This is a genomic window from Lentilactobacillus buchneri (genome assembly GCF_018314255.1).
GTDB classification, from domain to species: Bacteria; Bacillota; Bacilli; order Lactobacillales; family Lactobacillaceae; genus Lentilactobacillus; species Lentilactobacillus buchneri.
Genome location: NZ_CP073066.1, coordinates 1691338 through 1713858 on the forward strand (window position 1 = coordinate 1691338; position 22521 = coordinate 1713858).

21 protein-coding genes are annotated in these 22521 nt (G+C 46.1%); 10 read left to right on the forward strand and 11 right to left on the reverse strand.

Annotated features, from left to right (window positions below; all coding sequences use genetic code 11):
* Positions 1–52: 52 nt before the first annotated feature.
* Together KE627_RS07935 and KE627_RS07940 are read right to left on the reverse strand one after the other, a co-directional pair.
* Positions 53–2458 carry a Xaa-Pro dipeptidyl-peptidase gene (locus KE627_RS07935; protein ID WP_056938734.1) on the reverse strand — a complete coding sequence of 802 codons (2406 nt, stop codon included), beginning with the start codon at positions 2456–2458 and terminating at the stop codon, positions 53–55.
* A 187-nt stretch (positions 2459–2645) separates the two neighbouring features.
* Positions 2646–3995, reverse strand: a complete 1350-nt coding sequence (locus tag KE627_RS07940; RefSeq protein WP_013727242.1) for a TMEM175 family protein — start codon at positions 3993–3995, stop codon at positions 2646–2648.
* 165 nt (positions 3996–4160) lie between these two features.
* Between KE627_RS07940 and KE627_RS07945 the strand changes: the two genes are divergently transcribed.
* The 4 genes from KE627_RS07945 (at position 4161) to KE627_RS07960 (ending at position 6957) form a co-directional block, all read left to right on the forward strand.
* Positions 4161–4982, forward strand: coding sequence for a sugar phosphate isomerase/epimerase (locus tag KE627_RS07945; RefSeq protein ID WP_013727243.1), 822 nt, complete (start codon positions 4161–4163; stop codon positions 4980–4982).
* A 43-nt stretch (positions 4983–5025) separates the two neighbouring features.
* Positions 5026–5592, forward strand: a complete 567-nt coding sequence (locus KE627_RS07950) for a L,D-transpeptidase (protein WP_013727244.1) — start codon at positions 5026–5028, stop codon at positions 5590–5592.
* A gap of 154 nt (positions 5593–5746) precedes the next feature.
* Positions 5747–6388, forward strand: a complete 642-nt coding sequence (locus KE627_RS07955; protein ID WP_013727245.1) for a uracil-DNA glycosylase — start codon at positions 5747–5749, stop codon at positions 6386–6388.
* Between the two features lie 65 nt (positions 6389–6453).
* On the forward strand, positions 6454–6957 hold the full coding sequence (locus tag KE627_RS07960) for a DNA-3-methyladenine glycosylase I (protein ID WP_041805839.1): 504 nt from the start codon (positions 6454–6456) through the stop codon (positions 6955–6957).
* A 238-nt stretch (positions 6958–7195) separates the two neighbouring features.
* Here KE627_RS07960 and KE627_RS07965 read toward each other — a convergent pair whose 3' ends face one another.
* From KE627_RS07965 to KE627_RS08000, 8 genes are all read right to left on the reverse strand, one after another.
* On the reverse strand, positions 7196–7504 hold the full coding sequence (locus tag KE627_RS07965; protein WP_013727247.1) for a glycine cleavage system H family protein: 309 nt from the start codon (positions 7502–7504) through the stop codon (positions 7196–7198).
* Between the two features lies 1 nt (position 7505).
* On the reverse strand, positions 7506–8888 hold the full coding sequence (locus KE627_RS07970; protein ID WP_056938733.1) for a lyase family protein: 1383 nt from the start codon (positions 8886–8888) through the stop codon (positions 7506–7508).
* 1 nt (position 8889) lies between these two features.
* Complete coding sequence (gene lplA, locus KE627_RS07975; RefSeq protein WP_056938732.1) at positions 8890–9963, reverse strand: lipoate--protein ligase; 1074 nt, start codon at positions 9961–9963, stop codon at positions 8890–8892.
* A gap of 130 nt (positions 9964–10093) precedes the next feature.
* The gene (locus tag KE627_RS07980) at positions 10094–10402 is read right to left on the reverse strand and encodes a glycine cleavage system H family protein (RefSeq protein ID WP_013727250.1); all 309 of its coding nucleotides are present in this window, start codon (positions 10400–10402) and stop codon (positions 10094–10096) included.
* A 16-nt stretch (positions 10403–10418) separates the two neighbouring features.
* A complete protein-coding gene (gene lplA, locus KE627_RS07985) occupies positions 10419–11726 on the reverse strand; it encodes a lipoate--protein ligase (protein WP_225424176.1) in 1308 nt (435 codons plus the stop codon).
* 138 nt (positions 11727–11864) lie between these two features.
* Positions 11865–12710 (reverse strand): aldo/keto reductase, encoded by an 846-nt coding sequence (locus KE627_RS07990; protein WP_056938731.1) that lies wholly within the window; start codon positions 12708–12710, stop codon positions 11865–11867.
* 59 nt (positions 12711–12769) lie between these two features.
* The gene (locus KE627_RS07995) at positions 12770–14218 is read right to left on the reverse strand and encodes a PH domain-containing protein (protein WP_056938730.1); all 1449 of its coding nucleotides are present in this window, start codon (positions 14216–14218) and stop codon (positions 12770–12772) included.
* A complete protein-coding gene (locus tag KE627_RS08000; protein WP_056938729.1) occupies positions 14208–14687 on the reverse strand; it encodes a PH domain-containing protein in 480 nt (159 codons plus the stop codon). Before KE627_RS08000 ends, KE627_RS07995 begins: the two co-directional genes overlap by 11 nt.
* A gap of 176 nt (positions 14688–14863) precedes the next feature.
* Here KE627_RS08000 and KE627_RS08005 point away from each other — a divergent pair, with 176 nt between their 5' ends.
* Together KE627_RS08005 and KE627_RS08010 are read left to right on the forward strand one after the other, a co-directional pair.
* Complete coding sequence (locus KE627_RS08005; protein ID WP_013727254.1) at positions 14864–16075, forward strand: MFS transporter; 1212 nt, start codon at positions 14864–14866, stop codon at positions 16073–16075.
* 165 nt (positions 16076–16240) lie between these two features.
* Entirely contained in the window at positions 16241–17014 is a 774-nt protein-coding gene (locus KE627_RS08010) for a (S)-acetoin forming diacetyl reductase (protein WP_056938728.1), read from the forward strand.
* A 518-nt stretch (positions 17015–17532) separates the two neighbouring features.
* On the opposite strand, the gene KE627_RS08015 is transcribed toward KE627_RS08010, so the two are convergent.
* On the reverse strand, positions 17533–18117 hold the full coding sequence (locus tag KE627_RS08015; RefSeq protein WP_013727256.1) for a stage II sporulation protein M: 585 nt from the start codon (positions 18115–18117) through the stop codon (positions 17533–17535).
* Positions 18118–18324: 207 nt separating this feature from the next.
* Between KE627_RS08015 and KE627_RS08020 the strand changes: the two genes are divergently transcribed.
* From KE627_RS08020 to KE627_RS08035, 4 genes are all read left to right on the forward strand, one after another.
* Complete coding sequence (locus tag KE627_RS08020; RefSeq protein WP_049775808.1) at positions 18325–19173, forward strand: aldo/keto reductase; 849 nt, start codon at positions 18325–18327, stop codon at positions 19171–19173.
* A 149-nt stretch (positions 19174–19322) separates the two neighbouring features.
* Entirely contained in the window at positions 19323–20243 is a 921-nt protein-coding gene (locus KE627_RS08025; RefSeq protein WP_013727258.1) for an ABC transporter ATP-binding protein, read from the forward strand.
* Between the two features lies 1 nt (position 20244).
* Positions 20245–21852, forward strand: a complete 1608-nt coding sequence (locus KE627_RS08030) for an ABC transporter permease (protein WP_056938727.1) — start codon at positions 20245–20247, stop codon at positions 21850–21852.
* Positions 21853–21863: 11 nt separating this feature from the next.
* Complete coding sequence (locus KE627_RS08035) at positions 21864–22511, forward strand: TetR/AcrR family transcriptional regulator (RefSeq protein WP_013727260.1); 648 nt, start codon at positions 21864–21866, stop codon at positions 22509–22511.
* The last annotated feature ends 10 nt before the right edge of the window (positions 22512–22521 follow it).

Consider the following 22521-nt stretch of genomic DNA (forward strand, 5'->3'; position numbering starts at 1 on the left):
CGAAGCTTTTTGATTTGGACGGAGTCGTTATTTTACAAATTCATTGATCTAATCACGATTTTAAAACTGGCACTTCCAGCGTTGAATCGTTTAAGTTCAATGTGTAAGTGATGGCTTGATTACCGTGGACGGTGTAGACCAGGTCACTGGCATAGATTACCAACCCCAATTGATGGCCTTTGAGTAAGTGCCAAAAGGTTGGCTGGAAGGCAAAGCGCAACTTATAACCGGTTTGTGGCTGCACATCATCGACGCGATAAGAATTTTGGCGGTTCTGCATGTTGATGTGAGCTTCGGTGATTCGTTTAAAGTCGGTTGGGTTCGTCTGAGGAAGAAATTCTTTTAAGTCATCCTTTCGCCAATGGTAACCTTGCAAAATCTTTTGGGAAACCAGCGTTTGAGGGACTTCAGTTAATCGCTGATCCTCACCGTAGTCGACAAGGGCAACGCTGATTTGGCCGACAATGGAACTGGTTTGGGCAACTAACGAGATCGTTGGTTGGCCATCAATTGTGATATCGTGTGTCAGTGGGTCGGACAAGAGCCGAATGCAGTGGTTGTCCATGGCGGTGCCTTGGCGTGAATATAAATCATTGCGCCAGTCATTGAGGTGCTGGGTGTAATGCTTGAAAACCTGGTTTGGCAGCTGATCTGAGAAACTGAAATTGCCTTTGATGTTATTCAAACTGGCGAGCGAGAAAGTGCGCTTAGTTGATTCAGATCCGCCCCAGTCAGGATAGTTATGCCACGTTTCTGCGTGGGCGTTGTCCTGAACGATTACATCTGGCATCACGTCGTCGACCCGATTTTGAATCCCAAATAGTTTGTTGGACAGCCACAGGTTCACCAGATCGGTGTAATCAAAGGAGCGAAAATTGTTGAGATACTCGTGCTGGCCTTGGTGAAGGATCAATTTTTGCGTGATATCTCGGGTCTTTAACTTATTCCGGGAATTCCAGACTTGACCGGTCTTGACGTTCCAATCATTCAAACCGTGAACCAGTAGCATATCCGCCTTGGTATGGTTATATTTGGTAATGTTTCGGGCGTCCCAAAACTGATTGAAGCTGCCGGTATCGTGTTCTTGGTCGTGAGTCATCTGTTTAAAATACTTCAGCCAAGCATCCTTGATTTGGACATAATCCCCAGCGGTCTGTTGGCGGCTGAAAGTCCATTCGGCTAAAACGTCGGCATCATCGCCATCTGGGGCAACCACCAGGCCGTTTTCCCGATAATAAGGGTAGTAATCGGATAAGCCGGCCTCCACGATGCTGGTTTTTAAGCCGTCAACGCCAGTAAACGCGGCTGCGGTGGCAAGTGTTCCTAAATAAGAGCGGCCAGTCATCCCAACACTGCCGCTGCTCCACCAAGCATCGATCGCAATTTGATCGGAGCGATTGGTAAAGGCAGTCCGGTTGCCGTTGAGCCATTCAATGACCGCCGTTGCGCTTAGGGTCTCAGCCTTGGTACCAGTGGTCCGGAACCCGTCAGAGTCCTTGGTTCCGATCCCTGATGAGTAAACGATCGTGAAACCTCGCGCCAAAAAATAATCATTGAGAGAATACGACCAAAACTTGGTAAAGGTTTCACCAGTTTTAGTCGTTCGGCCGTTAATTTTTCGCGGCTTGGGTGGGGTGACGTTGCTGGGTTGTGCTTCAACATCTTGATAGGTTAGGTGATTCGGTTGTTTTCGCTTGAGTGGACGCTTGTTGTCGTGGGAGAACTTCTCTGACCATTTTTCGTTCATGCCTTGGGCGTATGGGTCGGCAGTGAAGATAACCGGCGCTTGGTAGCCCTCGTTGGTTTCAGCAGGCCGGATGATATTGGTTTTTAGCAGATCCCGTTTACCGTCGTGGTCCGAGTCCAGGGATGATTCGACGTAGACGACTTCGCGGATTAATTTATCTGTATTGAAAACGGCTTGGGCTTTGCCGTTGAAGAATAGTGGTATTTTGAAATCGGAATCGTTGAGCAACTGCTGGTAATACCCTTTGCCAGCTATGTAGTCGATCAGGAGTTGACCGTATTTGTTCCGGGTATTCAACAACCGATACCAAGCATCGATCAGCTGATCACGGTTCATCGTTGACTGGTTCAACGGTTTCGGCAGGCCCAGTTGCGTGATGCCCTTGAACGGAGCTTCGAGGGAAAAATCCAATCCGTCTAAGAATCCCAGTAATTGCAGGCCAATATTATAGAAGGCTTTAGCGGACACGGAACCAGTTGCCTTGGTAAATGTTGCTGCATCAATCGTTTCTGTTGCCATTAAGTTATGAATCTTTTCCAGTCGAGTGGTTAGGGAAGCGTGCTGGGAGTAGTATTCCAGCAAAAAATCGCGATAGAGTTCCATCGGATCGCTTATCTTAAGATTGGTCGGATTCAAAAAATGAATTTCTGTCAGTTCATTGATTATTTGTTGATGGTTGGTGGGGACATACCCGAATTGGTTAATTTTCATTAAGTGACCTCCTGAATGTAATTAATGCCATTATACATTTGCGGCTTGGCACTGCAAAATTAATTTAAAAAGCAGCGATTCCGCTTGGTGGTTAAGGAATCGCTGCTTGGTTATTCACAAGTTTTTGAGGAGGTTAATCTCAAATCAAATTGGCTGGTGGGGAATCTTTTAGCCTGGGGATGCTGTGCTACTCTTCATGCTTTTCCTGATCGGACTGTTCAGTGTCATGGTCAGTGGGTTTGGAATTTTGATCCGGCTCATAGGCTTGAGCCTTAGCCTGCAGCTTCTTTTGCTTGACTTCGTGCTTGGCATCCCGGCGTTCTGCTCGCCGTTGGGTGCGTTTTTGATGCTCAAGAATTTTATCTTCTTCGTGAGCAGCCCGGCGCTTGGCCTTTGCTTGGCGTTCAATATCTTTGGCAGCCTGCTTGGCTGATTCCTTATCAGCTTCCTGTTGGCGTTCGGTCTCCTTAGCGGCTTGTTTTGAGGCTTTTTCACGGGCTTCACGCTGAATTTCGGCTTCCTTGGCAGCAGCTTCGGCGTCATGCTTGCGTTGATCTTGCTGCTGTTCGGCTTGTCGTGCTGCTTGCTTGACGGCTTCTCGATTGGTATCACGCTGTTCTTTACGAATTTGTTCAGCTGCGTCACGATATTTCTTGGAACCATCACGGATTTGCTTGGCAAATTCTTCCCACTGTGCCTGGCGCTCTTTTCTGACTTCGACGCTGTCTGGATTATTGCTGGGAGCGTGTGGGTTGACCGAATGGCCGGCACTGTCGGTGGCGACCGGGTGATCAAGCCAACCGCTAAACCCGTGTTGAGGATGACTCGCGTTTGACGTTGTTCTGTCAGTTCCGGTTGCTGCCTGGTCCTGGACCATTTCTCTAAATTGATTAATGGCGTTCTGCGGCAGCTTCAAGTATTCCTGTCGCTGCTCGGTGGTCAATTGCGAAGCATCGTACATTTGTTGACGATCGCGGCTGCTTAGGATCATATAGACGATTGGATAGGGAAGGTAGAACCACAAGACAACCTGTGGGAAAAAATAGGCCAGGACAATCAAGACGGCGTTGAAAATTAAATAGTATTGATTGTGACGCCCATAGATTTTCCGATACAGCTGGCGCATTTTTGATTTGTCAGTGTACTCAAAGTGCATGACTGATCGTGCCAGCAGGCGAAATGATGCTGAAACCAAAAATAACAGGAGACCGTATGCCATGACCGGAATCCGGGTGGTGTTGCTGGCCATCATGTTAGTGGCCAGTGGTGTCAGTGATAGTGGGATTAAGAAGATAAAATCATACAACATGATTCGATAACTCATATCATCAATGTCATTGAACAAGGTGGCATGCTGATACCACATGTTGGCCACAAAAGCGAAGCTGATAATATAGATGCCAATTTGTTTGCTTAAAAACAAGTAATCATTCAAGTTGTCCCGCAAGACTGGTGTTAGATCCAAAACCATAATTGTCAAAATAATGGCGATCACCGCGTCGCTAAAAGCGTCCAGCCGACTCTTCAACTTTTTCATTTGTTTTGCCCCCAGAATCGATTTAGTAGTATGTATTATGCTTTAAATGTAGCACAGTGGTCGTCAATAAGGTGATAAATTGTTTAAGAAATTTTATCAGTCTCACAAAATAATTGGGTGGCGATATAATAAAACTAATTAAATGATTGTGAAAGAGGTGGCAGTATGTTTCCTTACTTGGGTCTCAAAGCCAGTACCAACCAAGCCCAAATTGATGAACGATTAAAATATCATCCTGAAGTATTTGAATTCTTCACCACCGATCAGGATGTGACGCCAAGTGGCCTGAACCATTTGAAGGCGATGATTGAACACGTGAAGGCCGCTGGGGTCGACAGAATTGTCATGCACCACCCGATGAAGTTTAACGGCCAACACAATGAAGTGGCAGTTGACCGATTGAGTAATCCGGACGCTTACCACTTTTTAATGCAGAGTTCTGAAAATTTGATTCAGCTGGCCATTCAGACTAACACGCAAGTTTTGATTCACGGGGCCTACAACTCACCGGTTTCAGATATTCTCAGCAACTACCCTTCGATTGATTCCGCCCGCAAGGTGGTGTTCAATCGCTTGGACCATTTTAAATCACTGGGCGGGGACCATGTGATGTTTGAAAATTCCATTTCACCGCTGTTTGATTACGGCGATCCAGAAATTGAAAACCTGATCATTGAGCATCAATACCGGCTGTGCTACGATACCAGTCATGGGTTCATTGTGCTGCACGGCAATAATTCGAAACTCAAGGCCAGTATGGCGCATTTGCGAGATCAGGTTGTCCATTATCATTTTGTGGATTCAATGGGCCAGTTCCACGACAGCTTGGAACTGGGAAAGGGCGCGATTGATTGGCAGCCTTTAAAATCGGTCGTCAATCCGGACGCCACCGATATTTTTGAAATCAATCTCAAAGACCAAATGAACAGTCAAGAAATGCGTGCCAGCTATCAGTACCTACGAGCATGCTGGCAAACATCTGGTTGATTTTGTTGTAAGATGGGAGTAGTTGGTTTGGGGGAGTTACATAGTGAAATTTAAAAATGTCTTTGCATTTATCATTGTTTCAGTATTCATCGTCATGGCCTTGGCCGCTGCTCAACATTCATTTGCAGTTCGGAAGGCAACAACGCCAAGTGATAGTCAGACCACCATTCAAAGTGTCTATTGGAAAGCGCCGTCTGAAAACAAAGCTTATCCAGAATGGTCCAAAATGAGCAAGCCTTGGATTTATGTGAGTGTCAAACAACAGAAAGTCTTCATCCATGGTAATGGCAAGGTTCAATACATTATGAACTGTTCAACTGGCATCCCCAGCAGCCCAACGCCACGGGGAACGTTCCATATCCAAAAGGAACGCGGCTATTCATTTTATAACAAGCGCTCACACGAAGGCGCCCACTACTGGGTTTCCTGGTTGGATCACGGCGTCTACTTATTCCACAGTGTGCCGACCAACGCCCACGGTCAGTACGTGGTTTCTGAAGCTGAGAAGTTAGGCACTCCCGCATCCCATGGCTGCGTTCGGCTATCAATCGCTGATGCTAAATGGATGTATCAAACGGTGCCGTTTGGAACTAAGGTTGTTGTTCACTAATGAAGTCATATAGTCATTATTCGATGAATGAGGCTGAGACAAAGAGCTAATCTGTTTGCCTCGGCCTCATTTTATTAATTAAACAGGCTGGGATTTCCACGCCGACAAAGAATGATCAGGCGTTCTAAATAATTAACTGAAAGAAGGTTCTAACATGACATTGCATACCATTTTAACCCCAGAGTGGATTCATGAAGCCAAATTGATTGCCGCCGAGAATCCCCGGCTGGAGGGCTTTGTTCCCAGCGAGGGCGGCCTTCATCCACGAATTCTCTTGTTGGGTGAAGCCCCTGGTGACAAAGAGGTCAAGATTGGTCGCCCATTTATGGGACCATCCGGCAAAGAACTGGATCGTTGGCTGGCATCGCTGGGGTTAACCCGTGAGGATATCTACATTACCGGAGTGGTCAATTCCCGTCCATTTTCAATTGGGAAAACGGGTCGAAAAAGTGACCGGCGCCCCAATCAGAAGGAAGTTAAGCGCTCGGCTGCGATGTTTGACTGGGAACTATCCCATTTTCCTGATGTCCTGTTGGTGCCAATGGGGAATGCCAGCCTTCAGCGGTTATTAGGTACCAAGGCCAAAATCGGTGATTTACATGGCCAGTTGTTGGAACGCTCAATTCAAAAATATAACCAGCAGACGGATTCCTTTGAACTCTCTAAGGAAAAACATCAAATCTTTCCTTTGTATCATCCATCGTATTCGAAGCGGTTCAAGAATATGAAGCCCGTGGTCGATGCGGATTCGCAAAAGCTCAAACAATTACTCGAACAGCAATCAAACCGTCATTGAACGCCGAATATGGGCTGGATGGTGTTAGTCTATAATCAAATAGTGTTTTGAGGAAGGTGAGGATGATGGCAAAACCGTTAAATGGCGTTGATCTCTATCATTCATTATTTGGCACTGAGATTCACGATCCACGCGTGTTGTTTGAAATGCTGACAGTGAACGTTTTTCAGCCAGGATTAAATTGGCGGGTGGCTGCCAGCAAGATTCCGGTATTTGATAAAGTCTTCAAGCATTTTGACGTTCACGAAATCGCCAAGTTCGATGAAATGGATCTCGAAGCTTTGGAAGCCGATCCAGAAATGATTCGAAACCCCCGGAAGATTCGGGCCGTTGTTCAGAATGCTCAAGCAACCTTAAAACTGCAGCCTGAATTTAAAGATTTGGCAGACTATTTGTGGTCGTTCGAGCCAAAAGATGATGTGGTTCGCGGATCATTGCAGCAAGATTCCCATGGCTTGGGAGTTGAGCTGGCCAAGGATATGAAGAAACGGGGCTTCACGTTCGTCGGTCCGACCACGATGGAGTTGCTGCTGATTGGCAGTGGCATTTTGAAACATGAACATGATTAGGAAACCTTCAAGCAGACTAAAAGAGAGTGGAACGCGAGGCGTTTTGATCCCAGAATTTAAGCCAAGAATCGAGTTATTCCTGTTCTTGGAATGACTCGATTCTTGGCTTAAATGGCCGGGATCAGCCGATCGTTGCACGTTTAAACTAGATACCAGTGGAACTGAAGAAAGGTTGAAACATAACTTACGATTAGTTGTGTCTCAGCCTTTTTTTGCGATCTAATGCTCAGCGTCAGGATTAATATAGTTCCACAATCCAGTTTTTGTCTTGGTCGCTGTCATCCAAATACTCCGGATGATCGATCAAAGCAGTGTTAATTTTGGCCACTTTACCGGCCTTTGGTGAATGGACTTCCGTGACTGCTTTAGCCCCTTCAAATGAGAGGATGACGTCACCTTCTGCAACTGCACTGAGGTTCTTTGGGAATGCAGCGAAGGAAATTTCACCAATTTCACCCCGCGCCAGGTCATTTAACCCAATTCGAGTATGTGAATCATCAACTGTTGCCTGCCAGAGATATTTTGAATCATCAATTTTTTGTGCCATATTAATCTTCCTTTCGATTTTTAACGTTAGAGTGACGAGCTTTATAGAATTTGAGAATCTGTTCTGTTTTTGAAATGGCATTGCCAAGGTGGCCGTCCGACCTCATTAGTCGGTCAAGGTCATCGGAACTTAAATACTTGGCAATGGTGGGGTCAGCGTAAAACAAGTCCCTTAAAGTGACGTGTTCACGATCAGCTTGGTCACGCAGTTTCACCAGTAGTCCGTGGGCGTTTTCTCTGCCCATGTGCTTGGCGAGGGCCATCATCAATGATCCGGAGTACATTGTGCCATCGTCAGCGGATAAGTTTTGCCGCATGCGTTGAGGCTTAAATTGGCCAAATTTAAGAATATTAATGGCGTAGTTCAACTGGCCTGAAAGGTACATTGTCATTTCAGGGAGGGCAACATATAAATCACGCCACACGGTGGTGTCCTTCTCACCATCAACTGACATTGTGTCGTACATCAGACCCATCTCGTTTCGAATGACCGTTGCCAAATTGACGACCGCTTCGACCATATATGGGTTTCGTACGGTGGGCACAACAGTTGATCCTTGGCGGCCGGGCGCATAGGTTTCCTGAAATTCACCAACAATTATCTGACTCATATAGAGTAAATTCTTGCCTAATCGGCCCAGTGCCTGGGCAATCATCGTTTCGACATGGCAGTATTCAGTGAATCGTTCCCGCTGCGTGTGCCAATACATTTCCGGTTTTGATAATCCCAAGCGATCACAAAAATCCTGTTCGATCTGATCATAGTCATCACCCAGCATTGAAGACGTCCCGTCGGCACCCGCTAAGCTGCCAGCGAAGGTAAATGGTGCCAGTGAATCAAGCTTGCGCATGAGGTAGTCCAATTCATTCAAAACAATCCCGAGCTTGAATCCCAGCGTGGTGGGGGAGGCGTATGTTTTGTGGGCGACGGCGGCAGTGACAGTGCTCTTGTATCGTTCACACAAGTCATAAAGGACCGAACCAAGTTGATCAAGATAATCCTTCAGCACCCGGTCAGACTCCTTAAGTTGAAGGACAAACGCGGTGTCTTCGACATCCTCACTGGCAGCTCCATAGTGAATGTATTGCCCGCTGTCGTCATCAAAAAGTGACTGACAAACTGTGACAAATCCCGCCAGAAAGTGTCCAGCTCTGGCTGACTCAATTTTTAACTGCACCCTATCAATATTTTCTGGAACCAATTTGGCTTGGATTTCTTGGTAGGCTTTATCAGGGATCTTGCCGTTTTTGGCCATTGCGTAAGCCACCGCCGTTTCAACTTGGCAAATGACTTTCACTCGATTTTGGTCAGACCAGATATTTCGCATTCGAGCCGTTAAATAACCATTTTGATTGTACAGCGAACCTAGCATTTCACCACTCATGTTAGTTCACCTCCTGAAAATGAGGATTAAGCATTAGGTCGGCCATTTCAGCTGCTGAAATGGGGCCAATGTTAGCTGATAAATTTGTCGTTCTGAAGGCTTCTTCCAGGTTGTCTTTCTTAAAAGGCGTTCCGATCAGCTTATCCTCGATTACTTTCAAGTGACCATTGGCCTGATTAAAGTCGCCAAAGATGCGTGCATGGGTCACGATGCCATCATCTACTGAAAAACTGATTTCGACCGTGCCGAGACCATCAAAGTGATTCCCATGGAAGAAATCATCATCGCGTTTGGTTCCCATAATGAAATCCGGATCAGTGAACTTGTTCTGAGCAATTAGTTCAACCTGCTGCCAATCCGCTTCAGACATTGTATAGGTGGGAATAGTTGCCAAGTCAGTCGTTTGAAAGACTTCTTCGAGAAGCAGCCGGCGAATTTCAGCAAAAGTGATTTGGCGATATTGTGGTAGGAAATACTGACGAATGTTGGTAACCCGGCTGTGAACCGACTTGATTCCTTTGGAGGCCAACTTGGTTTTGGGTGGGGTTAGTGCTTTTGCAGCCTGATCCAGATCGACGTCTATCATCAGTGTTCCGCCACACGAGAATCGGTTGCCGATTTTAAGCGATGACATCCCCGAAAACTTTTTGCCGTCGACTGTGAGGTCATTTCGACCGGTCATTTCCGCGTCCACCCCGAGCTTGTGCAGTACATGAATGGCTGGTGTCGCATATTTTTTGAAGTTGAGGTAATTCCTGCCATCATCGTTATCGATAAAGGCATATGTCAAATTACCCGGATCAACGTAAACCGCACCGCCACCGGCACCACGACGTGCCAAACGAATATCGTGGGTCTTAATATAATCTAAATTAACTTCGGAGTATGCGTCCTGATTGACGCCCAGAACAACTGATGCGGCCGCCGGTTGCGAAAAATGAAAAATCGTGTCGGTAAATTTAGGCGAAGTGATAAAAAACGTCGAGAGACTGCCGCTGACTCCCGGGTCGCGCAAATGCAGTTGTGAATTTGGATCAGATAAGTCGACAAAAATAATGATTCTCAGTCCCTTCAAAAAAATTCCCCTGTTAACGATTACATAGAAAAGTATAGCACGTCCGGGTTAAAATAAAAAAGAGCGGAATACCCCATCACAATGGCTATTTCCAACTCCCTATTAAACTAAAACGATAAACCGATTATTTTTAAAAAAGCTCCACAATCCAAGTTTTGTCCCGATTATCCTCGTTCAAAAGTTCGGGATGCTCAATTAAATCTGAGTTCACTTTGGCAACTTTGCCACTCATTGGTGAATGGATTTCAGTCACGGCTTTGGCACCTTCAAATGACAGCATTGGATCGCCGGCACTTAATTCAGTCATTTTTTCCGGAAATTCGGCGAAGGTAACCTGGCCGATTTCACCGCGGGCCAAGTCGTTTAAGCCGATTCGAGTGTGTCCTTCACTGGTTTTTTCTTCCCATAAGTATTTGGAATCATCTGCTTTATCTGCCATGATAATCATCCTTTCATTATTTAAGATCGTACTTCTCTTTTAACATTAAATCTGCCATGTCAGGTGGCGTTACTTTGCCGATGTTAGCTTCAAGATTGCTGATTCTAAAGGCCTCTTCCAAGCTGTCCTTGGCAAATGGCACGTTGGTAATGTGATTTTCAATGGCTGCCAAATCACCATTGGGATTGTTGAAATCACCATAGATTTTTGCGTGAGTCACGACATCGTTTTTGACTGAGAAACTGATTTCAACAGTTCCCACGCCGTCAAAATGACGACCGCGGAAGTAATCATCATTGGGTTTGGTGCCCATGACGAAGTCGTCACCGGTATAGGCTTGATCAGCGATTTTTAAGACATCCTTCCAATCATCATCAGTCATCGTATAGGTTGGTACATCACGAATATCGGTGACTCTAAAGACGGTCAGCAGGATACGTTTTTCCAGTTCTTCAAAGGTGATATTTTTGTATTTCGGATCAAAATACTGCCGAATGTTGGTGACCCGACTATGGACAGATTTGATGCCTTTGGATTGCAGTTTTACTTTCGGCGGGGTAAGGGCTTTGGCCGCTTTGGCCAGGTCAACATCTACCATTAGAGTACCGCCGCATAAAAAGCGATCCCCGATTTTTAATGCCGACATTCCTGAGATTTTTTTGCCGTCCACGGTTAAATCATTTCGGCCGGTCATTTTGGCGTCGACACCCAATTTCTTCAGGGTTGAAATCACTGGTTGGGCATAGCGTTTGAAATCACCATAATTTGAGCCGTCATCGTTGTCAATAAAGACGTACGTCAAATTTCCCGGATCAACAAACACTGCACCGCCACCGGCGAACCGTCTGGAGAGTTGAATTTTTTGATCACGGATAAAGTTTAAATTAACCTCGGAATAAACATCTTGATTCAACCCAATGACCACCGATGCCTGTGGGGGCCTGGAAAAGTAGAAAATCGGTTCAGTAAATTTTGGACTGGTGATGAAGAATTTTGAGAGACTGTCGGTGATGATCGGCCGGTTCAAATAATCTTTACCACTGGAAATATCAACATAACGGATAATAATCAGCTCCTCTGATTGAAGTAAGCGGTTACAAAAGAATTCAAAAAACAATGCAACCGAACCTTGACTCTGTCTAATTGCATTGTAACCCATTATTGGGGGAGTTGCTCGAAAGTTAACTGAAACGTGCGGGTCACCCAGCCCACGTGGCACTGTGGTTGAAATGTGCTGCGAGCAACTGACACTGCGATCTAAGCCACTTTGATTCAAATCCAAACCCGGGATTTCAATCAAAGCGATCTTAGCTCTCTGTGTCAAAACGTTGCTCTCCGCACTCTAATCAAAATGTGCTCCGCCAAGCAGCAACCTGCACCTAAGCCAACTTTGGACAACACCAAAAGCGATTTTGTCCAAAGTCAGCTTAGGCTCCGGTTACTAACCGCTCGGCTCCGCACTCTATCTCATGTCCAACGGTTGCTTACTCGTTGGCTTTGGAAATTCAACATCCAATTGAGCCAACTCATTATCAGTTAACGTAATATCTGCAGCTTTAACATTATCGACCGCATGCTTGGGGTCACCCGATTGAGGGATGGCCAAGGTATTGCCATCGCGGATTGCCCAAGCCAAAATAATTTGCCAGGCAGTTGCCGAATGGTTGTCGGCAATTTGTTTGACGACCGGGTCATTAGTCAAACGACCTCGGGCATCACCAGCTGCAACAGGTGTGTAGGCAATCAGTGGAATATGCCGTTGTCTCATCCAAGGCAGTAGGGTGTATTCAATGCCCCGGCTGCCGAGATTGTACAGATCTTCATTGGCGGCAACCTGATCGGCATTCGGCAAATCCATCAGTTCTTCCATATCAGAAATGTCGAAGTTTGAAACTCCCCAATGCTTAATTTTTCCTTTTTGCTGCAATTGCTGGAGCGTCTCGATGGTTTCACTCAAAGGAACGGCACCACGCCAATGATACAGGTATAAATCAAAATAGCCGGTCCCAACTAATTTCAGGCTGGTATCCAGGCTGTGTTCCATTCTGGAAGCTGAGGCATTTGACGGCAGGACTTTGTCGATGATAAACAAATCATCATGCTGCATGTCCTTGATGGCCTCGCCAACTAAGCGTTCGCTGCGGCCGTTTCCGTACATTTCAGTGGTGTCGATTACTCTGGCACCGGCAGCAATACCATCTTGAATTGCTTTAATTTCATCAGCCCGGGTGCTGGCACTGTCTCCCATGTGCCAGGTTCCCAAACCAATTGCGGGTACTGTTGAACCACCTATGTTCAATTCTCTCATAGACTGTCATACCTCCTAATTTTCATTAGTTAATAGTATAACCCTGATAATGGCATTCATCATCTAATTTTTAACCACTCAAAAATTTGTTGGCCGACTGCTTCGGGTAAATAGCGAATTTCAAACAGTTGGTTGCCATTGCCATGGCGGACGTTGACCCTGATATGCGCTAATTTGGTATGGGTCATCCAAATTGATTGGACAAATAAAAATGACTGGATATTCTTGTGAGGAATCACGTATTGCGACCGGGTGAAGAAATGGCCGTCTTGGAGAATCAGCTGGTCGTTGACAATCTTCCAGCCGGTATTGGCAGCTGAATACCAGCCCATCAAAGCCGCGATGACAACCACCGGCAGGCTCAGTAATCCCCACAATTTAAAGAGATATAGACAAGGCAGGACGATCACCAGGCTGATCAAAGTGGCATTGCGGATGAAATACCAGTAAGTTCGTTTGGCTAAATGATCCAATTGGCTGAAGTGAGTGGGCGCCCAGCTGACGAAGGGATGCAGGGTGTCAAATACACGATCGGTTTTCACCACGGGTAAGATCATTAAATCATTGCTTTTCTCATCATCCCCAGCCGATGACGCTGCCAGTGCTTGGACGGTTGAAATGTGACACCACTGGCGAATCACGTTTTGTTTAATTCGGAGTGCTTGGATCCGGGCAATCGGAATAGTAACTGAATTGCGTTGGAATAGACCCTGCTCAGTTTTAAGCTGGTCGTTTGTGGAATTCAGGCGAAACCGATAGTATTTTTGGACGATGGTTAAATAGGAACCGGCAATACTGATAATCACAATTAACAAGCCAATGGCGCCCAGAATGATTGCAGACTGATGAATTAATTTCGCGGTCAAGGAATCAATTAACTTTTGCGGAATGGCTTCTTGAATTTTGCCATAGACCGCAAAGCCGGCCCCGATAATCGGAAAGACCCCCAGTGAGGTCAGTGCGAAGATGTTTAGTTCATGCGGGTTGATTTCGTAGTCGGCATGTTCAGGGCTTGGTTTTAACTGTTCGGTTAAGTGTTCAGCTGCAGGCGCTGGTTCGGCGTTTCCGGTGCGCTGACGTTCAATTTCTGCTCTGACTCGTTCGTTAACTAATGGCAAAACCGCTTCCGGTCCGTGCTCATCGTGACCAGCCGTTTCAATTTGAAGCTTTTCCAGATGAAATGGGACCAAAAAGAACCACTGGGTGTGCTGAATTGTTTGAATCCGGGTGTATGGAATGTGTGTGTGTCGTTTGACGAAGATGCCGCTGTTAATCGTCAGCATGTCCGAGTCGATTTCAAATGTAAAGCACAGGTAACGAACGGTATGCCAAAGAATGATGAGTAGGATAAGAACGCTGAATCCTAGGAGTGGCGCGATCCCAATGGCTGTTGACCAGCGGGTAATCGGCCCGGATCCAATGATCAGCAGAAGCAGTGTATCCCAAGAATGCTGGAAGATAAAGTAGATGATTGACAATGGGTTGAGATGCTGTCGATTAGACGTCATTGTTCCGCACCTCCACCGCCAAATTCATAATTTGTTTCCGGAGTTGTTCGCCAACTTCCGGTTCGACACCATCAATTTTGTGGGACGTTGAGGCCGTGGTGATGCGGACTTCTTGAAGCTTTTGCGACTGTAAAATCGGCCCGGCAGAAAGGGTCACGTCCTGGACTCGGGCGATGGGAATCGAGACTAACTTGCGAAAGATAAATCCGGACCGCAGTTCGACGGCATCATCGGACAGGGTGTACAGCCAAAAAGAATAACGATACGGAACCAGGCTCATTTCGACAACGAAATCAATGACGGCAACGATAAAAAAGAATCCGGCAGCGTACAGTAGCCATTGATAGTTGAAAAAATAGTGAATGATGACCCCAGCGACCCCGACGCCGGCTGACAACAGGGTGTTGAAGATGGCCGAGATTCGCCAAACGGTTTTGATTTGGGCGGGTAAATGATTTGATTCATTCATGTGATTCGCCTCCTTAACGGGAAATACGATATGTCGTGTGTTAAGTTTACAAAAGAATGACGACAATTACCATCCGATGACTTTTGAATAAGGGAATCAATCCGGTAGACATAACGCGGTTTATAGCGTTATACTTACTTTTATGCTTTTCACGAAAATCGAAAGGGGGCTATCAATTGTCGAAAAAAGTTAGAAACGCGATAATTGTCCTGATATTTGGAAACTTTCTGGTCTGTATTGGGATGAGTCTGATCTTCCCGGTCATGCCATTTATTAAGAACGAACTGCATTTATCCGCCACCGATATGGGGATCATGAACTCGCTGTTTGCAATCGCACAGTTGGTTGCCTCCCCAATCGTTGGTCAAATCTCGGATAAAATTGGTCGCAAACCAATTCTGGTTGCCGGCCTGCTATTATATATGGTTTCAGAAATTCTCTTTGCCATGACCAACTGGTTGTGGATGTTTGATATTTCCCGGACGATCGGGGGCCTGTCTGCCGCCATGGTGGTACCGACCACCAACGCATTGGCTGCCGACTTGACCACGCCACGGCAGCGAGCCCGAGTGATTGGCTTGTTGTCCGCGGCCTTCAGTGGCGGCTTGATTCTGGGACCCGGGATTGGTGGTATTCTGGCCAAGTTTGATTATAAAACACCATTCTGGTTCGCAGCCGGATTAGGTTTCTTGAGTATGCTGTCATTGTGGTTAATGCTGCCGAACGAAAAAGAAATTGAGAAGATTGCTGCCAACCATCAAGTTCCGGCGCAAAGCAGGCCACCCAAGCGGGCGTCTTGGACGCAGGCAAAGAAGCTGTTTGCAGGGCCGATGGGACTACTGTTTCTTCTGATTTTAATTTCTTCATTTGGATTAGTTGGCTTCGAAAGTATTTATAGTCTGTATGTCAACGAAGTTTTTGGCTTCACAATGGGCAATATCGCTTTGGTATTGACGTTAAACGGACTGACCTCGCTGACATTTCAAGCGTTGCTGTTCGACAGGCTGGTTGTTTGGCTGACTGAAAAACGCCTGATTCGTTACTGCTTCTTACTCTCGTTTCTGGGCACCGGCTGGATTATTCTGGCGCACTCCAAATTAGAAGTGATCATTGCAACTTTAATCGTGTTCACAGCGTATGACTTGATTCGCCCGGCAATTACGACTCTGCTGACCAAAGCAAGTGCCACTAAGCAAGGTTTAATCAATGGGGTTAACATGTCTTTGACCAGTGTCGGCAACATCGTTGGGCCGATTGTTTCCGGCGCGTTGTTGGATGCAAGTTATCACCTGCCGTATCTGGTCGTGATCGTCTTCCTGTTTATTTCATGGATCATGACGTATTGGATTCGGGATCATTTCTCAGTTGATTTGACTGAGACTAACTAGGCTTTTCCTGCTGTGAGTGGGAGAAGCCTTTTTTGCTGAATGGAATCGGCAGCCAATTTTTTGAAATTTAGACGACATTTTCCTATCATCGCCTTTCATAATCAGTTACAATGAAAGCGCATACTGGATATGCACAAATGATTTTCACAAATGGAGGTAACAATTATGGCAAAGCAAGTTGCATTAGTTACTGGAGCAGGTCAGGGAATTGGTGAAGCCATCGCGACTCGTCTTCACGATGATGGATTCAATGTTGCCGTTGTTGATTTGAACATCGACAATGCCAACAAGGTAGCCAAGAAGCTTTCACCAGATGGTTCTGAAGCGATTGGCATCAAGGCCGACGTTTCCGACCGTGATTCAGTCATCGCTGCTGTAAACAAAGCCGTAGATGAATTCGGCGACTTCAACGTAATCGTCAATAACGCTGGTCTGGGGCCAACGACACCAATCGATACGATTACCCCCGATCAATTTAAACTCGTGTATGGTGTCAACGTAGGTGGTGTTCTGTGGGGCATCCAAGCTGCACATCAAGCATTTAAGAAATTAGGCCATGGCGGCAAGATTATCAACGCTACTTCACAAGCTGGCGTTGTCGGTAATCCAAACTTGGCATTGTACTCAGGCACCAAGTTTGCGGTTCGAGGCATCACCCAGGTGGCTGCCCGTGACTTGGCAGAAGAAGGCATCACCGCAAATGCTTATGCACCAGGAATCGTAAAAACACCAATGATGTTTGATATCGCGCATCAAGTCGGTAAGAACGCCGGCAAGGACGATGAGTGGGGCATGCAGACATTCGCAAAGGATATTGCCCTCAAACGTTTGTCGGAGCCGGAAGATGTGGCAGCAGCTGTATCATTCTTGGCAGGTAAGGATTCAAATTATGTTACCGGACAAACGCTGATCGTGGATGGCGGAATGCAATTTCAATAGAAGTGTGCGACGAGACCCGGTTAGGACCCGGCGTACAAGGAGAAACGGTCAATGATGAACGGGCTTTGTTCATCGTTGGCCGTTTTTTCTTGTACATTAGGGCCCTGGGTCGTCGGAGCATAGCTCAAAAGCAGAAGGGAGCAGAAAATAAAATAAGTGCCACAAACCCTGTAGCCTCTTTGAAAAGGTATTAGTGGAGTCAAAAAAAGGACCAGTGATGAACGGTTTTTGTTCATTACTGGTCCTTTTGACTTGTGTAGCAGGGGTCAGGGGTGTCGCCCACGGGGCTAGGCAGGCTTTCAGCCGGCCGTCGGAGCATGTGTATAAGGCAGAAGGGAGGCGTAACTCCAATAAGTTCATTCAAAGCTGTAGCCTCTCTTAAGCACCACTGCTATCGAGCCTAAACGTGCAGCAACCGGCTGATCCCGGCCATTTAAGCGACGAAACGAGTCATTCCAGAAACAGGAATAACTCGTTTCGTCGCTTAAATTCTGGGATGAAAACGCCTCGTCCCCTACTCAGGGCATAATCATCTTAATAAAAATCGGCGTAATATAAGTTTCCACGATCGCAGCTACAAACAGCAGCGGCATCACCAGGACCAGTGTATCCGTCAGCGTCTGCTTCAGCAACTCAATATATTTAATATCCTCGCGTTTACGTTTTAAGAATTTATTCATCCCATACCATGCCAACCGTGCACTGATCGCAGCGGCAATCACCTGGGCAGAAATTTCAAAAATTCCGTGTGGCAGGACACCACCGACAAACATCAGGAAAGGACTACCAACGATCGAAATCACCAAACCGACACTATAGGCATTTTGCAAAACATAATACCAATAAATCGGTAGTGCAATCACACCCAAGGCGATGACAACCGCGGCACCAGCGAAGTTCCAGAAAAATAATGGCAAAAAATTAGTTTCGCTGGGTGCTGTTTTATCAATTCCATTCGTAAAGTGATGGACTAGACTGCCGGTGTCCATGAAATTCTTGGCATAGATCAACACGATGATCCAGACGATTGCCATGACGATCAGATATTCAACGGCTTTCTTAAAATAGATGCTTTTAAAACGATCAATACTTCCTCTAATCATAACCTGTCCCCCTTGTTTTCTATAATGAAAGTATACAGTTGAATTGTCCACAAGCCAATTAATGTGTCGTCGTGTTTTCCCTTCAACAAATCATTTTCATTGGCCGCGGGCGGTATGGTATGCTAAAGGAGTACCAACATTAAAGATTGGAGATGTTTGTTCTTGGACGGATTACAATCAACAATTAAATTAAATAATGGTGTCGAGATGCCACGCTTAGGTCTCGGCGTTTGGAAAACCAGTAACAACGATTCACGAGACGCAGTCATTACAGCTATCAAGCATGGGTATCGGGCAATTGATACCGCACGTGAATATGGGAATGAACCCGGTACCGGTGAAGGTATTCGTGAAGGGATGCAACAGGCTGGATTAAAGCGTGAGGACATGTTCGTCACCACCAAGCTGTATAACGGTGAACAGGGCGACTATGACAAGGTTTCCAAGGTATTGGACAAACAACTGTCTGACTTGGGCCTCGATTATGTTGATTTATATCTGATTCACTGGCCGGTTGATGCCACTTATTTGGAAAGTTATCATGCACTTGAACGCCTCTATAAAGAAGGAAAAGTTCGGGCCATTGGGGTATCCAACTTCGATAATGACCGTATGAGCAAATTGCTGGAAGAATCTGAAATTGTCCCAGCAATCAACCAAATGGAATTTAATCCGACCCAACAAGAAAAAGACATTTTGAACTTTGACAGCAGCCATGGCATCCAACTTGAAGCCTGGTCACCACTTGGTGCTGGTAAAGCATTGAAGAACCCGATTATCGACGAATTAGCCAAAAAGTACAGTCGTTCCGCTGCCCAAATTATTCTCCGGTGGGAATGGCAGCGAGACATTGTCACGGTTGTGAAGTCAGTCCATGAAAAGCGAATCGTTGAAAATAGTGATATTTTTGACTTTAAGCTGAGCGATGAAGATGTTCAACGAATTAATCAGTTGGATGAAAATAAGCGTGATCTTTGGTATGACGATTTTACCTGGCATAATCCAAACGGCCGTTATGGCAATGAAATTGAAAAGGTTCCGGATATTCAAAAGTAGCCCGAAACCAGATTTATCAGGAGTTTTCGACTCCTGATTTTTTATTGTCTAATAATGACTGCATGGTTATTGACTCCCCAGTCATTTATGATAGACTTAAGGCGAATTTGAAATATCAAGGCTTTGGCTGCTCGAAAGGAGTGGGCATCATGGAAAATCAATTAATCTTAGATGTACAGGGGCTTAAAAAATCATTTGGCAAGGTGCAGGCATTAACAGACGTGAATCTTCAACTTCATCGTGGTGAAGTATTGGGGTTTATTGGACCCAACGGTGCTGGTAAGTCGACAACAATTCGGGTGATTTTGGGGCTCATCAAGGAATCGGGCGGATCTGCGACGGTCTTTGGTGAAGATGCTTGGAAAGATTCGGTCAAAATTCACAAGAACCTGGCATATGTACCAGGGGATGTTTATCTGTGGCCGAACCTGACCGGCGGCCAAACGATTGATATGCTGCTGCATATGTCTGGGCAAACCCATACTGCCAAAACGGACGAATTAATCAAAGAATTCAAGCTGGATACCAGCAAGAAGAATCGAACCTACTCAAAAGGAAACCGCCAGAAGGTCGCCTTAATCGCGGCATTTTCAACCGATGTTGACCTCTATATTTTCGATGAACCGACCTCTGGGCTGGATCCGTTGAACGAGCTCATTTTCCAGCAGCGGGTAGCCGAACTCAAAGATCATGGTAAGAGTGTCTTATTGTCGAGTCATATCTTATCTGAAGTCGAAAAGATGTGCGATACGATTGCCATCATTCGAGAAGGCAAAGTGATCGAAACCGGTTCACTGGAGTCGATGCAGCACTTAACCCGAAACGTGGTGGCGATCACAACTGCTTCACCAATGGACGGGCTGGACAAAGCTAAAGGTGTTCATCAATTGAACTTTAAAAATGATCAGCATACCATTGCCGAGTTTACGGTTGATTCCGATGAAATCGGCGCTGTGATGGATCTGCTGACCAAGAGCTCAATCGTTCAGTTGAAGACGACACCGCCAACTTTGGAAGATCTATTCCTACGTTACTATCATTCAGATGCCGGTCAAAAAGTAGGTGAGTAAGATGGCACAATACACACAAACTTTGACGTTATTAAAGGCCAATTTGAAACGGGACTGGCTTAAAATCACGATTTGGCTGGCCGCGCTGGTCGGCGTTTTCGTGGCAGTGGCTGCTAAGTTTGAAGGCATCTATGGCACCAGCAAACAAATTGCCGCCATTGGATCCACTTTGCGGTCCAAGGCGATGGTCGCTTTGATCGGCAGCGTTCCAGACGGTCAGCTGACCACAGCCTTGATTTTCGCATCTGAAATGGCGGTATTCTGGGGACTGTTTATCATTATCTTCAACTATTCATTAGCTGTCAGCGCCAGTCGAGGTCAAGAGGAATCCGGCTTGACGGAAATGGTCCTCGGGGGTCATCCGGTTGGTCGTTTGGCGCCATTACTGGCTGCGGCTTTGGAATTACTGATTGCCAATGGCTTGTTTGCCCTGATTACCGGGATCGGCACAATGATTGCCGACATGCCGGGGAGTGATACTAACGGCACTTGGCTGTCCGCAGTTGCCATTGCCGCTGTTGGTTGGGCGTTTGGCATGATTGCCTTGATATTCGCTCAGCTGGTTGCTGACAGCCACAACGTTTCGATGTACAATTACGCCTTCTTGGGAATTGCTTATCTCATTAGAATGATGGCTGACGTCTCCAATCCTGATTACACCTGGATTTCACCACTAGGCTGGCTCGAAAAGACTGAAATTTACACCAACAATAATTGGTGGCCGGTCGTGATGCTTTTGGCCTTGGGAATCCTGGCGTTTGCTGCTGCAGTTGCCTTAAACAGCAACCGGGACATCGATGCCGGGGTCATCCACGTCAATCCGGGCAGTGAAAAGAGCCATTTCCTCCGTGGACCGGCAACCTTACTGGTTTGGAATCAAAAATCGTCGACGATATTCTGGATTGTTGGCATGGCCGTTTTGGGCGCTAGCTATGGATCGGTCTTCAATAGTATCAGTAAAATTTTCAACACCTCACCGACCATTCAAAAAGTCTTGGGTCAAAGTGGCATCCGCCATATTGAGCAGACCCAAGTATTGTCGTTTGTCGGTTTGCTGGGAATCATCTTTAGCTTGCTGGCAGTGATTGCTGGTGTGATGGTTGTTAATCACCTGATAACCGAAGAACGTCGGGGTTATCTCCAGATGGTCATGACCAAGCCGCAAAGCAGACCTTATCTGCTGGGAGTTTATGTGGCCTTCGGCTTGATTTTGGCAGCACTCCTGCTTTTCGTAGCCTTAATAAGTGCCATGGCAGCCGGAAATGTTGTGATGACTCATCCAATTGCTTTTAAATACTTCTGGCAAACGTTCGTCGCTAATTTGCCGTCAATCGCATTGTTTATGGCCTTGATGGTGGGCTTGATTGGTGTTTACCCACGACTGCGGACACTGGTTTGGGCTTATTTGGGCCTTTCATTTCTCATTACCTACTTTGGTAACCTGATGGATCTGCCAAAATGGACGCTCAAAATTTCACCGTTTTATTGGACGAAAAAAGTCCCGATCGACGCGATTAATACCACGCCTTTGATTTGGATGCTGGTAATCGCTGCCATTTTGATAATGGTTGGCTTTGTTGGTTACAAGAACCGTGATTTGGAAAGTTAAGGAGGACTAATATGGCGAAAAGACTGCCACGTGATCCGAAAAAAGAACACGCAATTTTGAACGCCGCTGTGGTCCAGTTTGGCAAGGACGGTTTTAATGCCAGTACCGATAAGATTGCTGAAGCGGCCGGTGTTTCCAAAGGATCGGTTTTTAGATATTTTGATAATAAAAAGAAACTTTATGTAGCTGCCGTTAAGCAGGCGATGGCGACGTTGGTTGAGACGGTCGATTTGAGTGTGTGGACCGATTCGGACGATTTGGTGACCATGATTATTAATGCGACCAAATATAAGACGGAGCTCTCTCATCAGTTTCCAAACGAATTTGCCTTGTTGACCCGCGTGTATGCGCAGGATAATTTGATTCCCCAAAAGGTGCGTCAGGAAGTATTCGCGATTTTCACCAAATGGCAGGCAGAAGTAGAAGATACCGTCGTGACCCGCGTAGTTGATAAGATGACAATTCGCAAAGATCTGGATAAAGGCCAAGTAAAAAAATATTTGACGCTGGTTCTGGGGACGATTTCAGCGGATGTCCAAAAAGAACTTGAGGAGCATCCTGAAATGAAGCGGATTGAGGATATGGACGACCTGATTGCCACCGTTAAGAATTATCTGGAAATGGCGGAATTTGGCGTCGTCGAATCTAGACGGGATTAAATCGCTTAAA